Raw genomic sequence first — 18,535 nt, forward strand, 5'->3', positions numbered from 1 at the left:
TTCAGACCTCCTTTTTTAAGAAAAGATGCTTCCCTGCCAGATAAAGCAGGACGGATGCTGCCAGAAAGGCTGCAAACCATCCCCAGGCAAAGGGCGCTTCTTCAATAAACATGGAACGCGTGCTTTCCTCATACACAGAGGACAGGGTCATGCCAACCATGTAGTAGCCCCAGGGCACCAGGCCGGCAAGGCTTCCCATAGGGAAAAAGGCGGAAAAAACTCCCACCAGGCTGCCCAGAAGTCCGATAAACAGGGGGATCAGCTGGTTGGGGATGAGCAGGGACAGGATCTGCTGCAGTAAAAACAATACCAGGCTGACCAGGAAAAATACGGCCAGGAATGTGAGATAGTGGCGTACCGGCAGCTTCTGGGTAAAGGGAAGCAGGTTTGCCAGAAGTGGTATTACACCGGCTTCCAGCGCAGTAAAAATGAGCACATAAAAAATACCCATAAGAAGCTTGGCGTCAAATATAATTTTTTTCTGCTGTATGGTGCACAGGAGCTTATAGGTATTGCCTTTGTTTTCCGCATCGCACAGCCGGCTTGCCATGGCGGCCAGGGTGAGAGGCATGAAAATCGTATTGTATAGCGGAAACTGGTACAGCAGGGTATAGTAGCCTTCGGCGGCAATTTCCGGTTTGCGCAGGTAACTGTTGGTTATGGTCCATAAGAATTCAAAAAAGACTACGCAGAAGGGAAGCAGCCAGAGGAAACGTCTTTTTGTTTTCATGAATTCAGCACGCAGAGCGGTAATCATAAGCTCACCTTCCTTCCGGTCAGATCCAGGAAAATATCCTCCAGGTTCTGCTGTTGTTCTTCAATCCGCAAAAGGCCCGCGCCTGACGCTGCCACACCCGCCATCAGGGTAGAGAGCCGGTCGTCGGGCATATCTTTGAAGAGTATGGAATCCTGATCCAGGCGGCAGCTGATTTTCTGTTCTGTCAGATACCGGCAGGCGGCCTGGTTATCCATGGTGCGCAGACGGATCTGTTTTCTGCTGTGTTCGTGCAGGTGAGCCAGGCTGTCCTGGAAAATCAGTTCGCCCCGGTCGATGATTCCGGTATGGGTGGCCATCTGGTCGATTTCACTGAGCAGATGGCTGGAAACCATGACGGTCATGCCGTATTTCTCAGGAAGGGAGCAGATCAGCTCGCGCATTTCCTGGATGCCGGCAGGATCCAGCCCGTTTGTCGGTTCATCCAGAAGAAGCAGGCGGGGACGGCCAAGCAGGGCTGCGGCCAGGCCCAGACGCTGCTTCATGCCAAGGGAATAGTGGCCGGCTTTTTTATTCTGCTGCTTTTCCATGCGGACAATATGCAGGACATTATCAATTTCTTTTTCCGGGACGCCTTTTAACAGGCAGACGATCTCCAGATTTTCCCGTCCGGTCAGATGGGAGTAATAGGAGGGCGATTCGATGAGAGAGCCGGTTTCCCGAAGGATTGCCAGCCTGTTCTTATCGTTCATGGTATGACCAAGGACCTCTACGGAGCCGCCGCTGGGCTTTACCAGTCCCAGAAGCATTTTCATTGTAGTGCTTTTGCCTGCGCCGTTGGGGCCGAGGAAGCCATAGATGCTTCCCTCCGGGATTTTCAAATCCACATTGCTGACGCAGTCATTGCCGTTATAGCGTTTGCTCAGATTGTTTGTTTTTACTGCGAGTTTCATAATTTCCTCCTTTTTCCGTGCTGTTTTTATGCTGCCGCCAGGTCTGTCCGTCCGGCGGCTTTCTTACTTCTTTTTCAGGATAAGGGGTTTGCCTTAACCGTTCATGAAGCTTACCTTACTTTTACCTTAAATCTTTTGGCGGCGGCTGGCATAAGCATGGACCTGCGGCTATAATAAAAGTAAATCAGGATGGCCCCAGGCCGGGCCGCGGCCATTGCAGGGATGAAAAAAGGCCTGTGACAGGGGAAGACGTAAACTGTCCGGGCTGCCGGGCAGGTGCAGAAATACATGATAAGAAGGCAGGTTAACCGTATGAGAACGATATATGACAGCAGGCTGCTGCTGGTGGATGACAATGTGGAATTATGCAGGATGCTGACGGACATGCTGCGGCGGGAGGGTTTTTCCAATGCGGCGGCGGCAAACAGCTGCCGGGAGGCGATGCGGCATTTTACGGCGGATGGGCGTCTGGCTGTGGGAAGCGGGGATTATCTGGTTCCGGATCTGGTGATATTGGATATTAATCTGCCGGACGGAGACGGTTTTTCCCTGATGCAGGAGATCCGGCTGCTGTCCCAGGTGCCGGTACTGTTCCTGTCGGCGAGGGATGAGGATAACGACAGGCTGATGGGTCTGGGTCTGGGCGCGGATGATTATATAACGAAGCCCTTTCTTCCCCGGGAACTGCTGCTGCGGATTACGGCAATTTTGAAAAGGACCTATTTTCCTCATTTCCGGGCGGAAACGCAGAAGGAGGAGGGTATGCTCAGGCTGGGCAGGAAAACGGTGGATTTCAATGCGGGGACCGTTTCAGACGGGCAGGAAAGCATGGCGCTGACCGCCAAGGAGCTTGCTATTTTAAAAAAGCTCTGGGAAAACCGGGGGAATATCGTAACCTTTGACATCCTGTGCAATACGGTGTGGGGAGATGAGTATTTTGGCTATGAAAATACGCTGATGGTCCATATCCGCAGGCTGCGGGAAAAAATTGAGGAAAACCCTTCCTCCCCGCAGTGGCTTCTCACGGTGCGCGGACTGGGCTATAAGCTGGCAAAGGAGAACGGGAATGAAAAGCTTGTTTAAAATATACAGGCGGTATATTTTTTCCGCCGCATGGATAGCCGGAACGGTGATTTTGGTGAATCTGCTGGCTCTTTTCGGGGTAAGCGCCTATTTTCATTCCCAGAGCCGAAACAGCCCGGCCAGGGGAACACGATTGCGGGTGACGCAGGCGGCACAGATGCTGGAGCAAAATCCGGACGGGACGGTGCGGATGTCGGAGGAAGGAACCGCCTGTCTGGATTCCTCCGGCGCAGAATTTGCCTTTTTGCTGAATGATGCCGGAGACGTGATCTGGGACTGGCGGCTGCCTGATGAAATTCCCACACATTTCAGCCTGGGAGAGGTGGCCTCCTTCAGCCGGTGGTATTTGAAGGATTACCCGGTGAGGGTGTGGAACTGTGACGCGGGCCTGCTTGTCATCGGAGAGCCAAAGTTTACCGCAGCCAAATATTCTGTGGAATTTTCACGGGATTCCATAAGGAATGTACCGTATTTCCTGCTGGCGCTGGTGGGGGCCAATATCCTGCTTGTCCTTATCCTGGCCGTGCTGTCGGGATACCGGCTGTATGCATCCCTGCGGCCGGTGGCGTCGGGAATTGACGGTCTTTCCTCCGGGCGCAAGGTTCTGGTGCCGGAGCATGGCCTGGTGGGTGATCTGGGGAGAAAGCTCAACCAGGCCGCGCGGATGCTGGAGCAGCAGCGCTGGAATCTGGAAAAAAGGGATACGGCGCGTACGGAATGGATTTCCGGTGTCTCCCATGATATCCGCACGCCGCTGTCCATGGTGATGGGCTATGCGGACAATCTGGAAAATGATGCCGAGCTGCCGGAGGAAGCCAGGAAGCAGGCGGGGATTATAAAGGAACAGAGCCTGAAAATCAAAACCCTGATAGAGGATCTGAACCTGACCTCCAAGCTGGAGTACCAGATGCAGCCGCTGCGCATGGAAAAATATGTACCCGCCGCCCTGCTGCGCTCCGTTGCCGTTTCCTGTCTGAACGGGGGGCTTGAGGAGGGCTATGAACTGGAGGCAGACATCGGAGAGGAGCTGGAAGGGCTTGTACTGGCGGGGGATGTACGTCTTATGACCCGCGCGCTGCATAATCTGATTGGCAACAGCATACGCCACAATACCGGCTGCCGGATCCTGCTGAGCGGGAGGCTTGTGCAGCAGGGGCCGGTTCCTCTGTGCCGGATCGGGGTGAAGGATGACGGAAACGGGATTCCCCAGGAAATCCGGGACATATTGGAGGAAAAGCCTGCGATGGGAGGGACGGGCGCCGCGGAAGGGGGCAAAAGCCTGGCGGGACAGCCCGGAAATCCGTCAGGACGGCCCCATATTATGGGACTGCGTATAGTAAAGCAGATTATAAACGCCCACGGAGGCCGCATGGAATTTTCAGGGGACGGCAGGGAGGTCATACTGCTGCTTCCGGTGACAGGGACTTTGGATACGGAAAAAAAGAAGGAGAAGAAAAAGTGGTGGGAGATTCTCTGGTATGGGGAAAACAGGATAAAAACGTTAGAAAAAAACTAAGCTTTCATGGAAGATCTTTTTTCGCAAATCCGTTATAATGGGGCGGACAGGAGGTGTGAGGGAGGAGCTTTTTTGTCCTTCTCACCAAAAGATTGGTTATGTTGTCGCAGGCGGCATGTCGGGAAGCGTAAAAAGGAGAAGGTAAATGAAAAAACAAGCGCATGTAATCTCTCATTCCCATTGGGACCGTGAATGGTATCTGCCCTATGAAAAGCATCATATGCTGGAAGTTGAATTTATGGATAAGCTGCTGGATACGCTGGAGCGTGATCCGGAATTCAAAAGCTTCCATCTGGACGGACAGACGATTATGCTGGATGACTATCTCCAGGTCAGGCCGGAGCGGAGGGAGCTGGTGGAAAGGCTGGTAAAGGAAAAGCGGCTGTACATAGGCCCCTGGTATATTCTGCAGGACGAATGGCTGACCGGCAGTGAATCCAACCTCCGCAACCTGGAGACGGGGATGCGGGAGGCCAAAGGCTACGGAAATGTGAGCAGGGTCGGATATTTTCCCGATTCTTTCGGAAATATGGGACAGGCGCCGCAGATCCTGCTGGATGCAGGGATCGACTGCGCAGCCTTCGGCAGGGGCGTAAAGCCCACCGGATTCAATAACGAGGTATCAGATGGGGCTGACTTTGCTTCCCGGTATTCGGAAATGTTCTGGGAATCCCCGGACGGCTCCCGCATTCTGGGCGTGCTGTTTGCCAACTGGTACAGTAACGGCATAGAGATTCCCACAGACCCTGGGGAGGCGGCAAAATACTGGGAGAAGAAGCTGGCCGATGCCATGAAATTCGCTTCCACGGATCATCTTCTTTTCATGAACGGCTGCGACCATCAGCCGGTGCAGACAGATCTGACCGACGCGCTGAAAACGGCGGCAAAGCTGTATCCCGATATAGATTTCGTGCATTCCGATTTTACCGAATATATGGAATGCCTGAAGCAGGAACTGAAGGAAGATCTGGCCGTCATCAGGGGAGAGCTGCGCAGCCAGGAAACCGACGGGTGGTACACGCTGGCCAATACGGCATCGTCCCGGATTTATCTGAAACAGATGAACGCCCGGTGCGAGGCCCTGTTTACCAGGGCGGCGGAGCCGCTGGCAGCCATGGCCCACGACAGGGGGATGGAATATCCCCATCATCTGTTTGACTATGGCTGGAAAACCCTGATGCAGAACCATCCCCATGACAGCATCTGCGGCTGCAGCGTGGATGAGGTGCACCGGGAAATGACGGCACGGTTTGAAAAAGCGGAGCAGGTGGCGCTGCATATTATTGAAGAATGCCTGGCCTATTTTTCCGCCCATGTGGATACCGGGAAATATGCTGCCGGGGAAGGAGCCGTGCCTTTTCTCGTAATCAATCCCACCGGCTTTTACAAAAGTGAAGTGACACAGCTGAAGCTGATTGTGAAAAAATATCCTTTCCAGGGAAGCTCAGTGGCGGCCTGCCTGGAACAGGCCCGTCAGGAGCAGCTGCCGGAATATCGCATTGTGGACAGTGAAGGCCATGAGGTCATGGGAAGCGTAGAGATTCTGCCTTATGCCTTCGGCTATGATTTGCCCAAGGACCGGTTCAGGAATGCTTATTTCGGCCGCAGTGTAAAGGTGACCCTGGAGACGGAACGGCAGGAACCGTTTTCCGTAAAAAGCTACTGCCTTGTTCCGGTAACGGAAAAGGCGGCGGAGAAGAAGACGGTAAAGACAGAATCATTGTTTACCTCGGAATATGTGATGGAAAATGAATGGCTTTCCTGCCGGATCAATGAAAACGGGACGGTGGATATCACCCATAAGCCCAGCGGCCGGATTTACCGGGAAGCGGTAATGCTGGAGGATACCAGGGATATCGGAAACGAATATATTTATTTTAAGCCTGTGGGAGAAGCGCCGATTCTCAGCAGAGATGCCAGAGCGGCGCTTGCCCGGACGGAGGATAAGCCCTACCGTGCCGCAGTACAGGCCCGGGTGACCATGGAAATCCCCGTTTCCGCCGATGGCCGGCTGCAGCAGGAAATCCACGACCTGGTGGAATTCAGGCACAGGAAGGCCGGAAGCAGCACACAGACGCTTCCTATGACCATCACGGTTACCTATATTCTGGAAAGGGCCGGGAAGGGACTGAAGGTGGAAGTGGATTTCGACAATCAGGCGCTGGATCACAGGCTGCGCGTACTTGTCGGAACGGGACTGGATACGCCCTGGCACTACGCGGATTCCATCTTTGAGGTGGCAAAACGGAGCAACAGCGTGTCCGGGAACTGGGAAAATCCCTGTAACGCCCAGCATCAGCAGCTGTTTGTCAATGTCCATGAGGATCAGGCCGGCATGACGGTTGCCAATCATGGGCTGAATGAATATGAAATCCTGCCAGAGGATAATACCATAGCGCTTACGCTGCACAGAGGCGTGCGTGAGATGGGGGACTGGGGAGAATTCCTTACGCCGCAGGCGCAGTGCCTGGGGAAACAGCACAAGGAATTCGCACTGTACCCTCACGGGGCAGGAGAGGATCTTATGCGTTCCTATGAAGAGGCTTATGCCTATTCCTCATCGCTGTGGGGCGTGAAATCAGAAATGCAGGACGCGAGTATACCCGACGGCTTTACCTTCCTTAAATACAGCACGGATACGCTACTGTGTACGGCGCTGAAGGTACAGGAGGAGACGGGTGACGTTATCTTCCGTGGGTTCAACGCTTCGGAAACGGAAGGAGAACTGGCTTTGGAGACGGATCGGCGGATTTACCGCTCCAATGTGCTGGGGGAAAAGAAGGAATATATGGAGCCGGGAAAGCTTTCTGTCAGAGGGTATGGGATTTTTACGGCCGGCCTGGAAAAGAAGGACGGCAGATCAAATACCCCGCTGTAAGCAACGAGGTATTTGGTCTACGCTCCGCTTCGGCCGGTGCAAAACATGTGCCACTGGCACATAGCACCCCTTGCGGCAGTCGCCAAATAGCCATGCAAGCATGGCTGCCTGGCCCGTTGCCTGCGGGAATAAACAAGCATAACAGGGACAGCCGGCGGCTGTCCCTGTTTGGCTGCGGAAGCAAAAAAAGAGGCATCTGCTTACGTTGCAGATGCCTCTTGATTTAACGTTATCTCAGATTACTGGGGAATAACATTGACAGCGCGAACCTTCTTGCTGTCTCTGGGATCAGCTTCCGTATCAAAAGTTACGGACTGGCCTTCCTGTAATGTCTTGAATCCATCAGTCTGAATAGAAGAGTAATGTACGAATACATCTTCTCCGTTGTCTGCGTTGGTGATGAAACCATAGCCTTTTTCTGCGTTAAACCATTTAACTGTACCGTTGCTCATTAGTGGTACCTCCTCTTAAAAAAATTTTACATATTCGGGGCGAAATACAAAAAAATCACATATTTTTGTAAATCATCGAACGTGCCAAAGATTTACAAAAATATGTGAAATCATTGAATCGTTTGGAATACAGCATCATAGTACCCTTCTTTTGCAAAACTGTCAAGAGGTTTTTTGAAATTTTCAGTAAAAAAAGTGGCAATGCGTGGACGAATATTTCTTTTTACGACTTATGTGTTTTATGCGTCTGAGAATGGCATATGGGAGAAGAAAAAATGGAGGAAAAAACAGGGAAACAGGGCATTGACAAAATGACTACAGAATGTAATAATATAATTAACTACAAGATATAGTTAAACAGCTGACAGGGATGTCTGTCTGGTTTACATCTTTAGGAAAGAAGAAGGAGAAATATTTTGGGAAGCATTCAGTTAATGTCGGACGCAGAAAAAGAAATTATGAAGCTGATATGGGATAACGGCGGGAGTATTTTTATTTCAGAGCTGCTTGAGAAGGTGGAAGAAAGCGGACGAGGATGGAAACGGACAACGGTCAGGACATTTCTTACCCGTCTGATGGAAAAGGGGCTGCTTACGGCAGTGCGCCGGGGAAAGAACTGTGAATACCGTGCCGCGGTGACGGAGGAGGAATATCTGTCCGGGCAGGCAAAGAATTTTGTGGATGAAGTATTTGGCGGAAACGTGAAAAATCTGCTGGCCTCGCTCCTGGGACAGGAAAAAATGGGAGCGGATGACGTGAAAGAGCTGCAGGCGTTCTGGGAAAAATGCAGGGAGGATATGAAATGAGAACATTTCTGCCGGAAATACTGGCGGCGTCCATATCCGGTTCCGTGATGGCGCTGGTTCTTCTTGGGATACGCCGGATTTTCCGTAAAAACATCAGCAGGACATGGTGCTATTATATCTGGCTTATTGTGCTTATACGGCTGCTGATTCCCTATTCACCCATACCGGGGCTGACGGGGCAGCTGGCAGCTTCCGTAAAACAGGGCGTATCCGTGTGGTACGAAGCGCGTGTGCAGGGGACTGCTGCGGCGGATACAGGGCAGGCGTATTCTGGAGACAATACGGAAGCAATGGAAGTTAAAGGAACGGATACTAAAGGAACGGATACTGCTGCTGCGGCATCAGAAGCAGAAGGCCTTTCTGATACGGCGGCTGTCGGATCATCCGGCAACGCGGGAGGAATGGGCCAGGGGATAAGGGCATATATCCCGCTATTTCTTTTTATGGTTTGGCTTGTGCCTGCGATGTGTCTGCTGCTGTACCGGATATTCCATTTCAACCGGTTCCTGAATGGGATAAAAACGAGCAGGCGCGTGCTGGAAGATCCTGATATTCTGGGGATTTACGGAAAATTGTGTGAAGAACTGGGGATCCGCAAAGCGGCGCCTGTATTTATCTGCGGAAGCATTTCCTCTTCCGGGGACAGGCTTTATTCCCCTATGCTGACCGGGTTTTTCCGGCCGTTTCTTGTTCTGCCGGAGAGCCTGCCCGGCAAATGGCGGGAAGCGGGAACGCAGCAGGCGTCCCTTCGGGCGGAATATGTACTGCGCCATGAGCTGGTCCATCTGAAAAGGGGAGATCTGTATTATAAATGGCTGGTACAGGCGGCGGCCGCAATGCACTGGTTTAATCCGTTCCTGCTTAAATGTTCGGGAAAGATAAGCGAGGACTGTGAGTTATCCTGTGATGAAGCGGTAATCCGCAGGCTGCCGCTTTCCGGCCGCGTTGCTTATGGGGATACGTTGGTTGCGGCCCTGACGGATTTGAATATGCCTCCTGAGTGGGGGCCTGCCGTCGGCCTGTGTGAAAATGCGGAATTGATGAAAGAGAGGTTATACGCTATTATGAAATATCAAAAACAGACTCTGGGCGGGAAAATAACAGCAATCGTTTTGTCGGCTGTCCTGGTGCTGACCGGTTTTGTCTGCGGCGGTTTTACCTCTGCCGCGGCGGCGGGGGGCGTTACACGTGCCGGGGAGACGGTTCCCTTTGTGGGAGAGGGAACAATATCGGGCTCTCCCTGGAAGGGAGGTTTAACCTCCTCCAGTTATTTCAATAACGGATATTATATTCAGCTGATATGGAATTATCCCTCCGGGAGTGACTATAGGATAAAAGAAGTAACTGCGGGAGATACGGTTTTTCAGGTCGCTTTTTCAGAACTGACGGAACCGCTTTCTGGGGATACGGCTTTTATGGAAGCGCTGCGGTTTTGTCTGCAGGAGCAGAAGCAGCGGGAGGTTGATACAGGAGGAACTGGATTCTGGAAAGAGAATAATCGGATGGAAAGGCCATTGGTTTATTATATGGAAGGCCCTTATACACAGACACCGGATGAACTGGCGGTAAAAGCCTATTCCGGAAAAGACGATCTGGGGTTGTATGCCACGGTCCTGTCCAAGGTATCGCCGGAAATAACGGATGAACTGGCGGAAAGGGCATATGAAGAGGCGGATACGGCGAGATTTTCCATTACATCCGAATACATATCCGAGGAAAGCAGAGGAAGGCTGGCTGAAAGAGCCTATGAAGATGACCGGATAGGTATGTTTTCCATATTGTCGGAGGATCTGACGGAGGCGCAGAGAGCCGGACTGATGGAGCGTGCGGACAGGGACGGCAGGTTCAGTGAGTACTATATTCTTAAAAACAGCGGGGAAGGATGATTTTTTTTACACCTGTACAGAAAGAAATCGGAAATCTATAATAAAGGCATCCTGATTCATTTATAATAAAAGCGGCCGGATATCCGGCCGGAAGGAAAGGTATGGGAGGAAAATGGAAAATACTTTTTTAAGGGATGCCCAGGGAAAGCCATTTATGCCAATTGGCCTTCAGGCGCACAATTCGTCCACAGGGACAGCCTTGATTAAAAAGGCGGTACGCGCGGTGAAGCTGTACGGAGGAAACTGTCTGGAAACGCCGGTTTACTGGTACCGGATTGAGCCGGAAATGGATTGCTACGATTTCAGTATGGTGAAGGACGTGATAGAGGAAGCAAGGGAAGCGGGACTGCATTTGATTTTGCTCTGGTTCGGAACGAGCAAAAACGGGCATCCCAATTACGTGCCGGAATACATAAAGCTGCAGCCGGATATTTACCGGCTGGCCCAGGGGCCCGACGGGGCGCCGGTGCCTTCGCTGTCCGTACACTGCCGGGAAACGCTGGAACGGGATAAAAAAGCCTTTGGAAGGTTCATGGAATTTCTGAAGGAAGCGGACGGGGAAAGCAGAACCGTGCTTGCCGTCCAGATTGAAAATGAAATGGGCTATGCGAATACGGATATGGACTATTCCGCGGAGGCGCGCAGGGACTATGAGAAGCCTGTGCCTGGGGCGCTTGCCGGTGTGGAGCTTCCTGACAGCGGAAGGGAACTGATTGGAGAGGGAAAAGAAGCTTCCGCCTGGAAAAGACAGTTCGGCAGGCATGCGCACGAGGCCTTCAGCGCATGGTATCATGCCCGGTACATTGATGAAGTGGCGTCAGCAGGGAAGGCGGCGTATGCGCTTCCCTGTTTTACGAATGTTATGGTGGGAGAGCAGGGCTATGAGGAGCCGGGATTGTGCTATAACGCCGGAGCCGCTGTGGGAAGAGTGCTGGATATCTGGAAGGCCGGCGCGCCGCATCTGGATTTCATCGGTCCGGATATTTATAACCAGAACCGGAGGGAATACACCAGGATCTGCAGAGCCTATGCCAGAGAGGACAATCCGCTGTTTATACCGGAGTCCCCTATCCGCGGAGTGGCAAATGCCATGAATGCCCTGCTTGCGGCGGCGGATTATGGCGCCACGGGGATTTGCTGCTTCGGAGCGGAAAGCGCTTTGGATGAAGAGGGCAATTTGCTGGAGGAATGCCGGGATATGGCTCTGACCATGCGGATCCTGTCAGCCATGTCACCGCTCCTGATCCATTACAGGAATACCGGCTGTGTCCATGCCTTTGCGGAGGATGAGTTTGAAACCAGCCATTACCTGAAGCTGCCGGAATATCATGTGACGGCAAAATACCTGCGCAGCGCCGCCATGTATACGGGATATACCACGGACACGCATTCGGAGGCGGGAAAGAAGAAGCTTCAGGTGAGGGGAAGGGCGCTTCTGGTGCAGACCGGGCCGAATGAATTTTATCTGTGCGGCGCCGGCGTGGGGCTGGACTTTTACAGAAGGCCTGATCCGGCGGATGAGAGCTGCTACAGCCACCTGCATTCCAGGCAGTCGGGGCAGCTGAATTTCCTGTCTGTTGAGGAAGGGCATTTTGAAAACGGGGAATGGGTGACGGAGTTGGTAAGGAACGGCGATGAAACGAATTTTTCCCATTATGTGCTGGATGGACAGCTTATCCGCATCCGGCTTAATCCCAATACGGGGATGTCCGCAGAATAAAGCTTTATTCCCGCGGGGGTTTGATTGAAACATATTTGACTCAGTATGCCGCAGTTAAAAAACTGCGGCATTTTTATTATGTGTATTTTTTTTATATTTATTTTATTATGTTGACATAGTGTGTGACGCACAGTATAATGTATAAAACGATATAGTACTGAATATAACCGCGATAATAGGGAACGGTGACAGGAGAATGATAAGGAGGAGCCATGGGAAAAGAAGAGGTACTGTCCGGTCTGCTGATGGAGCTGCGCCGGGGAACGATTGTACTGAGCGTGCTCAGCCAGCTGACGGAACCTAAATATGGTTACAGCCTGGTGACCCAGCTGACGGAATATGGCCTGCCGGTGGAGACGAATACGCTCTATCCCTTACTCCGCCGTCTGGAGGGACAGGGACTTTTGACCAGTGAATGGAATACGGAAGAGAGCAAGCCCAGGAAATACTACTGTATTACCCCGGAGGGTAAGGAAATCTATGAGAAGCTGAAAAAGCAGTGGCAGCAGACGGCGGCCAGCATGGAACGGATTCTTTCCGCGGATGGCAAAGCGCTTCCGGGGAAGGAAGATGGAATGACGGAACAGTTATAATAAGAAAAGGAGAGGAAAGATGAGTGTACAGGAATTAAAGGAACGTTATGTATATGCGGTTTCCAGACTGCTTCCTCATAAAATGCGGGGAGATATCAGCAGAGAACTGGATACGTTAATTGAAGATATGCTGGAAGAGCGGTGCCAGGACCGTCCTGCGGAGGAAAAGGATCTTCGCATTATTCTGGCAGAGCTGGGAAGCCCGTCCGAAATGGCGAACCATTACAGCCCCGATAAGGATAAGTGCCTGATCGGTCCGCCTTACTTCGGCGCTTATAAAGCAATGATGCGGATCGTGTTCTGGGCAGTGGCCGGCGGTATGCTGATTGCCGGGGGAATCACCATGGTGATGGATAACTGGCAGGTAACGAAGGCAGGGTATGAATATTTTCTGGATATAGCGGGATGGCTGGGCAGCACTTTTATGGGGCTGATGCTGGCATTTGCCTTTGTCACGCTGCTGTTTGCTTTTTTCCAGAGGAAGGGGATCAATATGGAGGATATCAGCGGGAACTGGGATGCGCTGCCGCCCGTACCGGTAAAGCAGGAGCGCATCAGCAAGGGAGAAGCCATTGCCGGTATCTGCCTGTCCGTGGCGTTCCTGATTATTTTTCTGGTAGTGCCGCAGATCATCTGTGTGATTTATAAGGACGGAGGTCAGCACATATACGTACCGATTCTGAATACGCAGGCGGTGAGGAGCAAATGGTTCCTGCTGGTCGGCATGGTTATCTTCGGCGTGGGCAGGGATCTTTACGGGTATTTTGAAGGCAGATACACCAAACGGCTGGCAGTGGTTACGGGAGCTGCGGATCTTCTGAGCTTTCTCTGCCTGTTCCTGTTCCTGAAGACGCCGGGGCTTGTAAATCCTCAGGTGCTGCCGGCTGTTAACAGTGTTTTTAAAGCGGATGAGAGATGGATTGGCGAATTCATTTCCGGGTTCCCTGATGTATTCATCTGGGTGATGATCGTTATTTTGCTGCTGGATTTTGGCACTACGCTTTATAAGGCTTTGAAATATGACAAATAAGCGGATATGTGACAGGCCGATGAATTTAAATTCATCGGCCTGTTCGCCTATTCCGTGAATAAGGAAAGGAAGGTTTCCTCTGAAACAGTGAGGATTTCCAGGGGAGAGGAATGTACGTCCTGAACGGATTTCATGCCGCTTTTCTCAAGCTGGGCCGTCAGGCTTTCCAGCAGCCATTGGGCGGGGAGCGAACCCGTAAGAGCCGTCAAATCGGCGGTACACGTGATTATGTGGCAGTTGTTGCAGTAAACCTCATAAACCAGTCCGAGACGGTGATTGCGTTCGAAATTATCAATGGTCTGCACAATGGGAACAATATCTGTCCGGTCAAGGATGGTTGAGCGTGAATTCATTACAATATCCCACCATTGGGGCGTGGAATAACGGGTGCATGGGAAATCTGCCAAAGCGGGATGGTCTTCCCGTATGAAGAGTCCCAGGGTCCCCACAGGAACGGGTTTGCCCATGCTTTCCGATATTTTGCGGAACATGGGATAGCACCAGAAATCGGTGCAGTATGTCCCTTCTATGGAATGTGCATTTGCCTGAAAGGATGGAAGAAACAGGACTTTCTTTATGGAAGCTGCGTCTTCCTCCGGCTGCTGAAGTATTTTTTTCAGGGCAGCCTTATCCCGTATGATGTGGATATCTTCGGGAATGGCAGGCACCTCGGCAGGATAGACCCAAAAAGTATATTCATTGGATATATTCAAAGACGGCGTACCGGTGCCTGCGTACTCCAGCTGAAGCTTCAGCGCTACACGGCAGGGTGCTTTGGTTTCGGGCATAGGAAGAATCGCTTCCGCCAGTGTGGAAAGCCCCCGGGGGATTTCAGCTGCCGGAACGGTTTCTTTGTAAAATATATCGTCTCCGCAAGAGGAACCATCGCTTTTGGCCGAAAGAGAAAAGGTCAGTTCCACCTGCTCAAGCGGGGCCGGGCCATAATTGGAAACCAGGAATTTGCAGGGAACCAGGCTTTTACTTTGTACCGTGTAATCCTGGAAGGATGCCAGTATGACTGTGGGAGCGCAAAACTGGTTCCAGCATTCCCGGCGTATGATTCCCTTATTTTCCATAAATGCATTTAAGATACCCACCAGCGCAGTGCCCTGCCCGGAAAAATCTTGCAGATCCAGAAGCTGGTAACCGGCAAGGAGCCTGCTCCTGAGGGCGCATTCTAGTTCTTCTTTATAGCATGCGGCGGCCAGCCGGCCGGAGGAGTAAAAATAATCGGCGGCAAAGTCCGCAAGCCCCGCAGCCTCAAGGCGCTTCCTGAATATACGCAGATTTTCCGGCTGTAATACGCCGGTATACCGATCTATTTCCGAAAAATCAGGAAAGGTTTCATATTGGCCTATTTCATGGGAAATGACCGGGATATCAGGAATTAGTTCTTCGGTTTCGCCCAGACGGACCTCTTTGACGCCTGTTCCGTATTGTATCTGACGGGTGGCATTTTCCGAGGGCGTTGTCTGTGCGGAAGCACAATCCGGGCAGATAACCGGATCATAGGAGCCGGCAGTGGAAGGCCTTTGGGTCTGGATGTGCCCTAATGGCGCATCGCACATGGCGTACGAGCCTCGTATGAGCCGGTCTCTGCCGAACCGTACGCCGGAGAAAAAATCATCCTCCGGCAGGATGCAGGGCGTAAACTGAAAATTATTGCTGCCCTGTACATAAAGGTGTCTTTTATCATGGGCTTTATAGGCCTTTAAAATACCATTCAGCACCTCTTTGCTTCCCCACAGCTCATTTCCCAGAGAAAACATGACAAAGGAAGGATGGTTTCCAAAGGTATCCAGGATGCGGAAGCCTTCGGTGATTAAATATTGCTGAAGCTCTTCGTTATGCCCTTCCTGTGAAGGAGAGGTAACGGTTCCCCAGAAGGGCAGCTCGGGTTCCAGGTAGATACCCAGCTGATCCGCAGCCTGGAAGGCTGCCTCGGGAGGGCAGCAGGTGTGGAATCGGTAGTGGTTGATTCCGTAATCTTTTGCCGTCCCCATAACCTTCAGCCATTCTTCGGTATTCATCGGGGCGTAGCCTGTGAGCGGAAAAATCATGCCGTCATGCTTGCCGCGCAGAAAAACAGGATCGCCGTTTACCAGGAAATGATGCTTCCCCGCCTCGAAATCACGGATGCCAAAGGATTGGGAGCATTCATCCGCTGCCGTACCGCCGGAATAGAGAACCGCTTTCAGCTGATACAGGACAGGATTGTATTCGCTCCAGGGAAGCAGTTTATTTTCCAGCGGGATACGGCATTCGAAATCACTGTTCTCTGTCTGGTGAAATGTGCGTATTATTATATTTTCTCCGGCATCCTGGATCAGCAGCTCCAGTTTTCCGGCGCAAGGAGTGATCCGGCCCCGGACAGTTAAGCTTTGTCCGGAAAAGGAAGGATACAGGCGCAGGGAAAGAATGCGTTCCCGGGGAAGGGGACGCAGCTCCAGAGCCCCCAAAAGCCCGTTCCAGTTCGTCTGGGTATCAGGGGAAGTCATATGGCCGCCGTTTGTAGGGTAACCGGTATTTTTGACGAGAATGACAATCTGGTTTTCTCCGGATTTGATCCAGGGAGTGACAGGATAGCAATGGGGTGTGCACAGGCTGTCAAAGCTGCCTGCCTCCACCCCATTGATATAAAGCTGTGTCATCCTGGTTCGTTCCAAATACAGTTCCCAGTCATAATCTTTGCAGTTGTCCGGTAAGAACACCGTTTTTCTGTACCAGGCAAATCCTTCAAAGGCATAAGGATCCGTCAGATGGTCTGTGGATGCCAAATCGCGGCGAGGGGTTAATTTTGCTTCTGAAATTGTGGCAGGAAGCTGTATTTGCTTTGGGAAAGGCGTTTCGCTTTTATAAAAGTGTTCCTTTATCCCCTGTTGTTCTTCATCCAAAAGAAGCTCCCAGCTGCCGTGAAGATTTATTTTATCCATTCGTTACCTCCCTTGTAACAAAATTGTGATAGGATATACCAGAAAAATCATTCCCGTCATCTGCGCGCTAGCCTTTTACGGCGCCTATCATAACCCCTTTTACGAAATATTTCTGGAGAAAAGGGTATACGCAAAGGATAGGAAGCGTTGCTATTACAATGACGGCATATTTGATTGTTTCTGCATAGGTATCGATGCTGTCCATGCTTGCAGCCCCCTGATTGAGCATATCATTATTTGCAATCAGGATGGCACGTAAAATATTCTGAATGGGAAGAAGCTCATTATCTGTGATGTATAAAGAGGCGTTAAACCAGCTGTTCCAGTGGCCCACACCGTAATAAAGGGCCAAGACGGCCAGAGTAGGCTTAATCAGCGGCGTTATGATTTTAAAAAGTACGGTATAATCATTGGCGCCGTCTATATAAGCGGACTCAATCAGGCTGTCAGGTACGGATTCCACCGCTGTCCGGCAGATAATAGCATTGTATATGCTCAATGCGCCCGGAATGATCAGCGCCCACAGATTGTTGTAAAGCCCTAATGATTTTTGATTTAAATAAGCAGGTATCAGCCCTCCGCTGAAAAACATGGTGAAAACCAAAAAAGCCACCACATATTTTTTTAATAATACATCCTTTGCAGCCATAAAATAACCGCACAGAAGTGTCATAACCAGATTCAAAGGAAGAGAGCACAGCAGTATAAAAAGAATATTCCTGAATCCGCTCAGGATTAAAGGATGCTGAAAGGCTTTAACGTAGGCGCCTATGGTAAAGCCCTCAGGCCAAAGCAGTCTTCCGGGATTTTGTGTTACAGCTGCAGATGAGCTTAAGGAAGCGCATGCCACGTACCAGATAGGGTAAAAGGTTACCACAATCAGGCCAAGCATGACTGCCGTATTAATTATATCAAAAGTGAGGTCTGCTGCCGAGCGTTTTTTCCGTAAAGATAAAATTCTTTGATTCGTTCTCATGTTAGCCTCCTGCTAAAATAACCCTGAATTATTCATTTTCTTACTGATTGCATTTGTAAGAAGAAGGAAAATAATGTTAACGACGGAATTAAACAGGCCTATGGCCGTGCTGTAGCTGAAATTAGCATCGAGGATACCGATACGGTAGACATAGGTGGAAATTACGTCTGCAACCTCATATGTGGTCGGACTGTACAGTAGCAGAATTTTTTCAAATCCCACATTCAATATATTTCCCATTTTCAGTATGAATAAGATAGTAATAGTCGGCATGAGACCGGGCAGAGTCACGCTGATAATCTGACGTATGCGTCCTGCGCCGTCCACTCGGGCAGCTTCATACTGTTCCTGATCAATACCGGCCAGCGCCGCCAGATAAATGATGGAGTCCCAGCCAATGTTCTGCCAGATGTTGGATATTATGTAGATGGGATAGAACCAGTTTTTACTGGCAAGCAGATTAACCCGCTCCCCGCCCAGGGCGACAACCAAATCCGTAATAATGCCGTCTGACTGACAAAAGGTTTTTATCAGCCCACAGATAATAACCATGGATATAAAATAAGGCATGTAGGAAATCGTCTGTACTGCCCGTTTGAATTTGGTGTTCCTGATTTCGTTAATAAGGAGAGCCAGCAGGATTGGAGCCGGAAAGCCGAATAAAATGCTTAATGCGCTGATTGAAAATGTATTTTTTAAAATCCGCCAGAAATTATAATCATTAAAAAAAGTAATAAAATGCTTAAGACCAACCCAGGGACTGTCCATAATTCCCACTGCAGGCCGGAAATTTTTAAAGGCAATGATAACTCCGTACATAGGTTTATAACAGAAAACAGCAATATAAATAATAACGGGAAGTATCATTATATATTTCCATTTGTTTTTTCTTAAATCTTTTCTCAAAATACCTGTTTTTGTATTCACTTAATCCTCCTACTATTTCCTGGAAGAGATACCGGGGTTATTATGCAATAACCCCGGCTTCTTCCTT

General features: G+C 50.7%; 14 protein-coding genes. 8 read left to right on the forward strand and 6 right to left on the reverse strand.

What is annotated here, in order from left to right; translation table 11 throughout:
* Nucleotide 1: 1 nt before the first annotated feature.
* Nucleotides 2-757 (reverse strand): ABC transporter permease, encoded by a 756-nt coding sequence (locus tag DXC51_RS01455; RefSeq protein ID WP_117543422.1) that lies wholly within the window; start codon nt 755-757, stop codon nt 2-4.
* Nucleotides 754-1,671, reverse strand: a complete 918-nt coding sequence (locus DXC51_RS01460; protein ID WP_408608836.1) for an ATP-binding cassette domain-containing protein — start codon at nt 1,669-1,671, stop codon at nt 754-756. Before DXC51_RS01460 ends, DXC51_RS01455 begins: the two co-directional genes overlap by 4 nt.
* Nucleotides 1,672-1,980: 309 nt before the next feature.
* Here DXC51_RS01460 and DXC51_RS01465 point away from each other — a divergent pair, with 309 nt between their 5' ends.
* From DXC51_RS01465 to DXC51_RS01475, 3 genes are all read left to right on the forward strand, one after another.
* Complete coding sequence (locus DXC51_RS01465) at nt 1,981-2,751, forward strand: response regulator transcription factor (protein ID WP_117543426.1); 771 nt, start codon at nt 1,981-1,983, stop codon at nt 2,749-2,751.
* Nucleotides 2,735-4,267 carry a sensor histidine kinase gene (locus DXC51_RS01470; RefSeq protein WP_117543428.1) on the forward strand — a complete coding sequence of 511 codons (1,533 nt, stop codon included), beginning with the start codon at nt 2,735-2,737 and terminating at the stop codon, nt 4,265-4,267. The genes DXC51_RS01465 and DXC51_RS01470 overlap by 17 nt, the downstream gene beginning before the upstream one ends.
* A gap of 145 nt (nt 4,268-4,412) precedes the next feature.
* Nucleotides 4,413-7,145 carry an alpha-mannosidase gene (locus DXC51_RS01475; RefSeq protein WP_117543430.1) on the forward strand — a complete coding sequence of 911 codons (2,733 nt, stop codon included), beginning with the start codon at nt 4,413-4,415 and terminating at the stop codon, nt 7,143-7,145.
* A 239-nt stretch (nt 7,146-7,384) separates the two neighbouring features.
* Here the strand turns inward: DXC51_RS01475 and DXC51_RS01480 are convergent, their stop codons facing one another.
* Nucleotides 7,385-7,597, reverse strand: coding sequence for a cold-shock protein (locus tag DXC51_RS01480; protein ID WP_021635616.1), 213 nt, complete (start codon nt 7,595-7,597; stop codon nt 7,385-7,387).
* Nucleotides 7,598-8,013: 416 nt separating this feature from the next.
* Between DXC51_RS01480 and DXC51_RS01485 the strand changes: the two genes are divergently transcribed.
* From DXC51_RS01485 to DXC51_RS01505, 5 genes are all read left to right on the forward strand, one after another.
* The gene (locus DXC51_RS01485) at nt 8,014-8,403 is read left to right on the forward strand and encodes a BlaI/MecI/CopY family transcriptional regulator (RefSeq protein ID WP_102287342.1); all 390 of its coding nucleotides are present in this window, start codon (nt 8,014-8,016) and stop codon (nt 8,401-8,403) included.
* Nucleotides 8,400-10,289 (forward strand): M56 family metallopeptidase, encoded by a 1,890-nt coding sequence (locus DXC51_RS01490; RefSeq protein ID WP_181970007.1) that lies wholly within the window; start codon nt 8,400-8,402, stop codon nt 10,287-10,289. Before DXC51_RS01485 ends, DXC51_RS01490 begins: the two co-directional genes overlap by 4 nt.
* Before the next feature lie 112 nt (nt 10,290-10,401).
* A complete protein-coding gene (locus DXC51_RS01495; RefSeq protein ID WP_117543433.1) occupies nt 10,402-12,009 on the forward strand; it encodes a DUF5597 domain-containing protein in 1,608 nt (535 codons plus the stop codon).
* Nucleotides 12,010-12,221: 212 nt separating this feature from the next.
* A complete protein-coding gene (locus DXC51_RS01500) occupies nt 12,222-12,602 on the forward strand; it encodes a PadR family transcriptional regulator (RefSeq protein WP_117543435.1) in 381 nt (126 codons plus the stop codon).
* 19 nt (nt 12,603-12,621) lie between these two features.
* Nucleotides 12,622-13,632 (forward strand): hypothetical protein, encoded by a 1,011-nt coding sequence (locus tag DXC51_RS01505; RefSeq protein ID WP_117543437.1) that lies wholly within the window; start codon nt 12,622-12,624, stop codon nt 13,630-13,632.
* Nucleotides 13,633-13,679: 47 nt separating this feature from the next.
* On the opposite strand, the gene DXC51_RS01510 is transcribed toward DXC51_RS01505, so the two are convergent.
* The 3 genes from DXC51_RS01510 to DXC51_RS01520 form a co-directional block, all read right to left on the reverse strand.
* Nucleotides 13,680-16,565 carry a DUF8487 domain-containing protein gene (locus DXC51_RS01510; RefSeq protein WP_117543439.1) on the reverse strand — a complete coding sequence of 962 codons (2,886 nt, stop codon included), beginning with the start codon at nt 16,563-16,565 and terminating at the stop codon, nt 13,680-13,682.
* 67 nt (nt 16,566-16,632) lie between these two features.
* On the reverse strand, nt 16,633-17,541 hold the full coding sequence (locus tag DXC51_RS01515; protein ID WP_117543441.1) for a carbohydrate ABC transporter permease: 909 nt from the start codon (nt 17,539-17,541) through the stop codon (nt 16,633-16,635).
* Between the two features lie 12 nt (nt 17,542-17,553).
* Nucleotides 17,554-18,468 (reverse strand): ABC transporter permease, encoded by a 915-nt coding sequence (locus DXC51_RS01520; RefSeq protein ID WP_243003097.1) that lies wholly within the window; start codon nt 18,466-18,468, stop codon nt 17,554-17,556.
* Between the last annotated feature and the right edge of the window lie 67 nt (nt 18,469-18,535).

The organism is Eisenbergiella massiliensis, assembly GCF_003435485.1.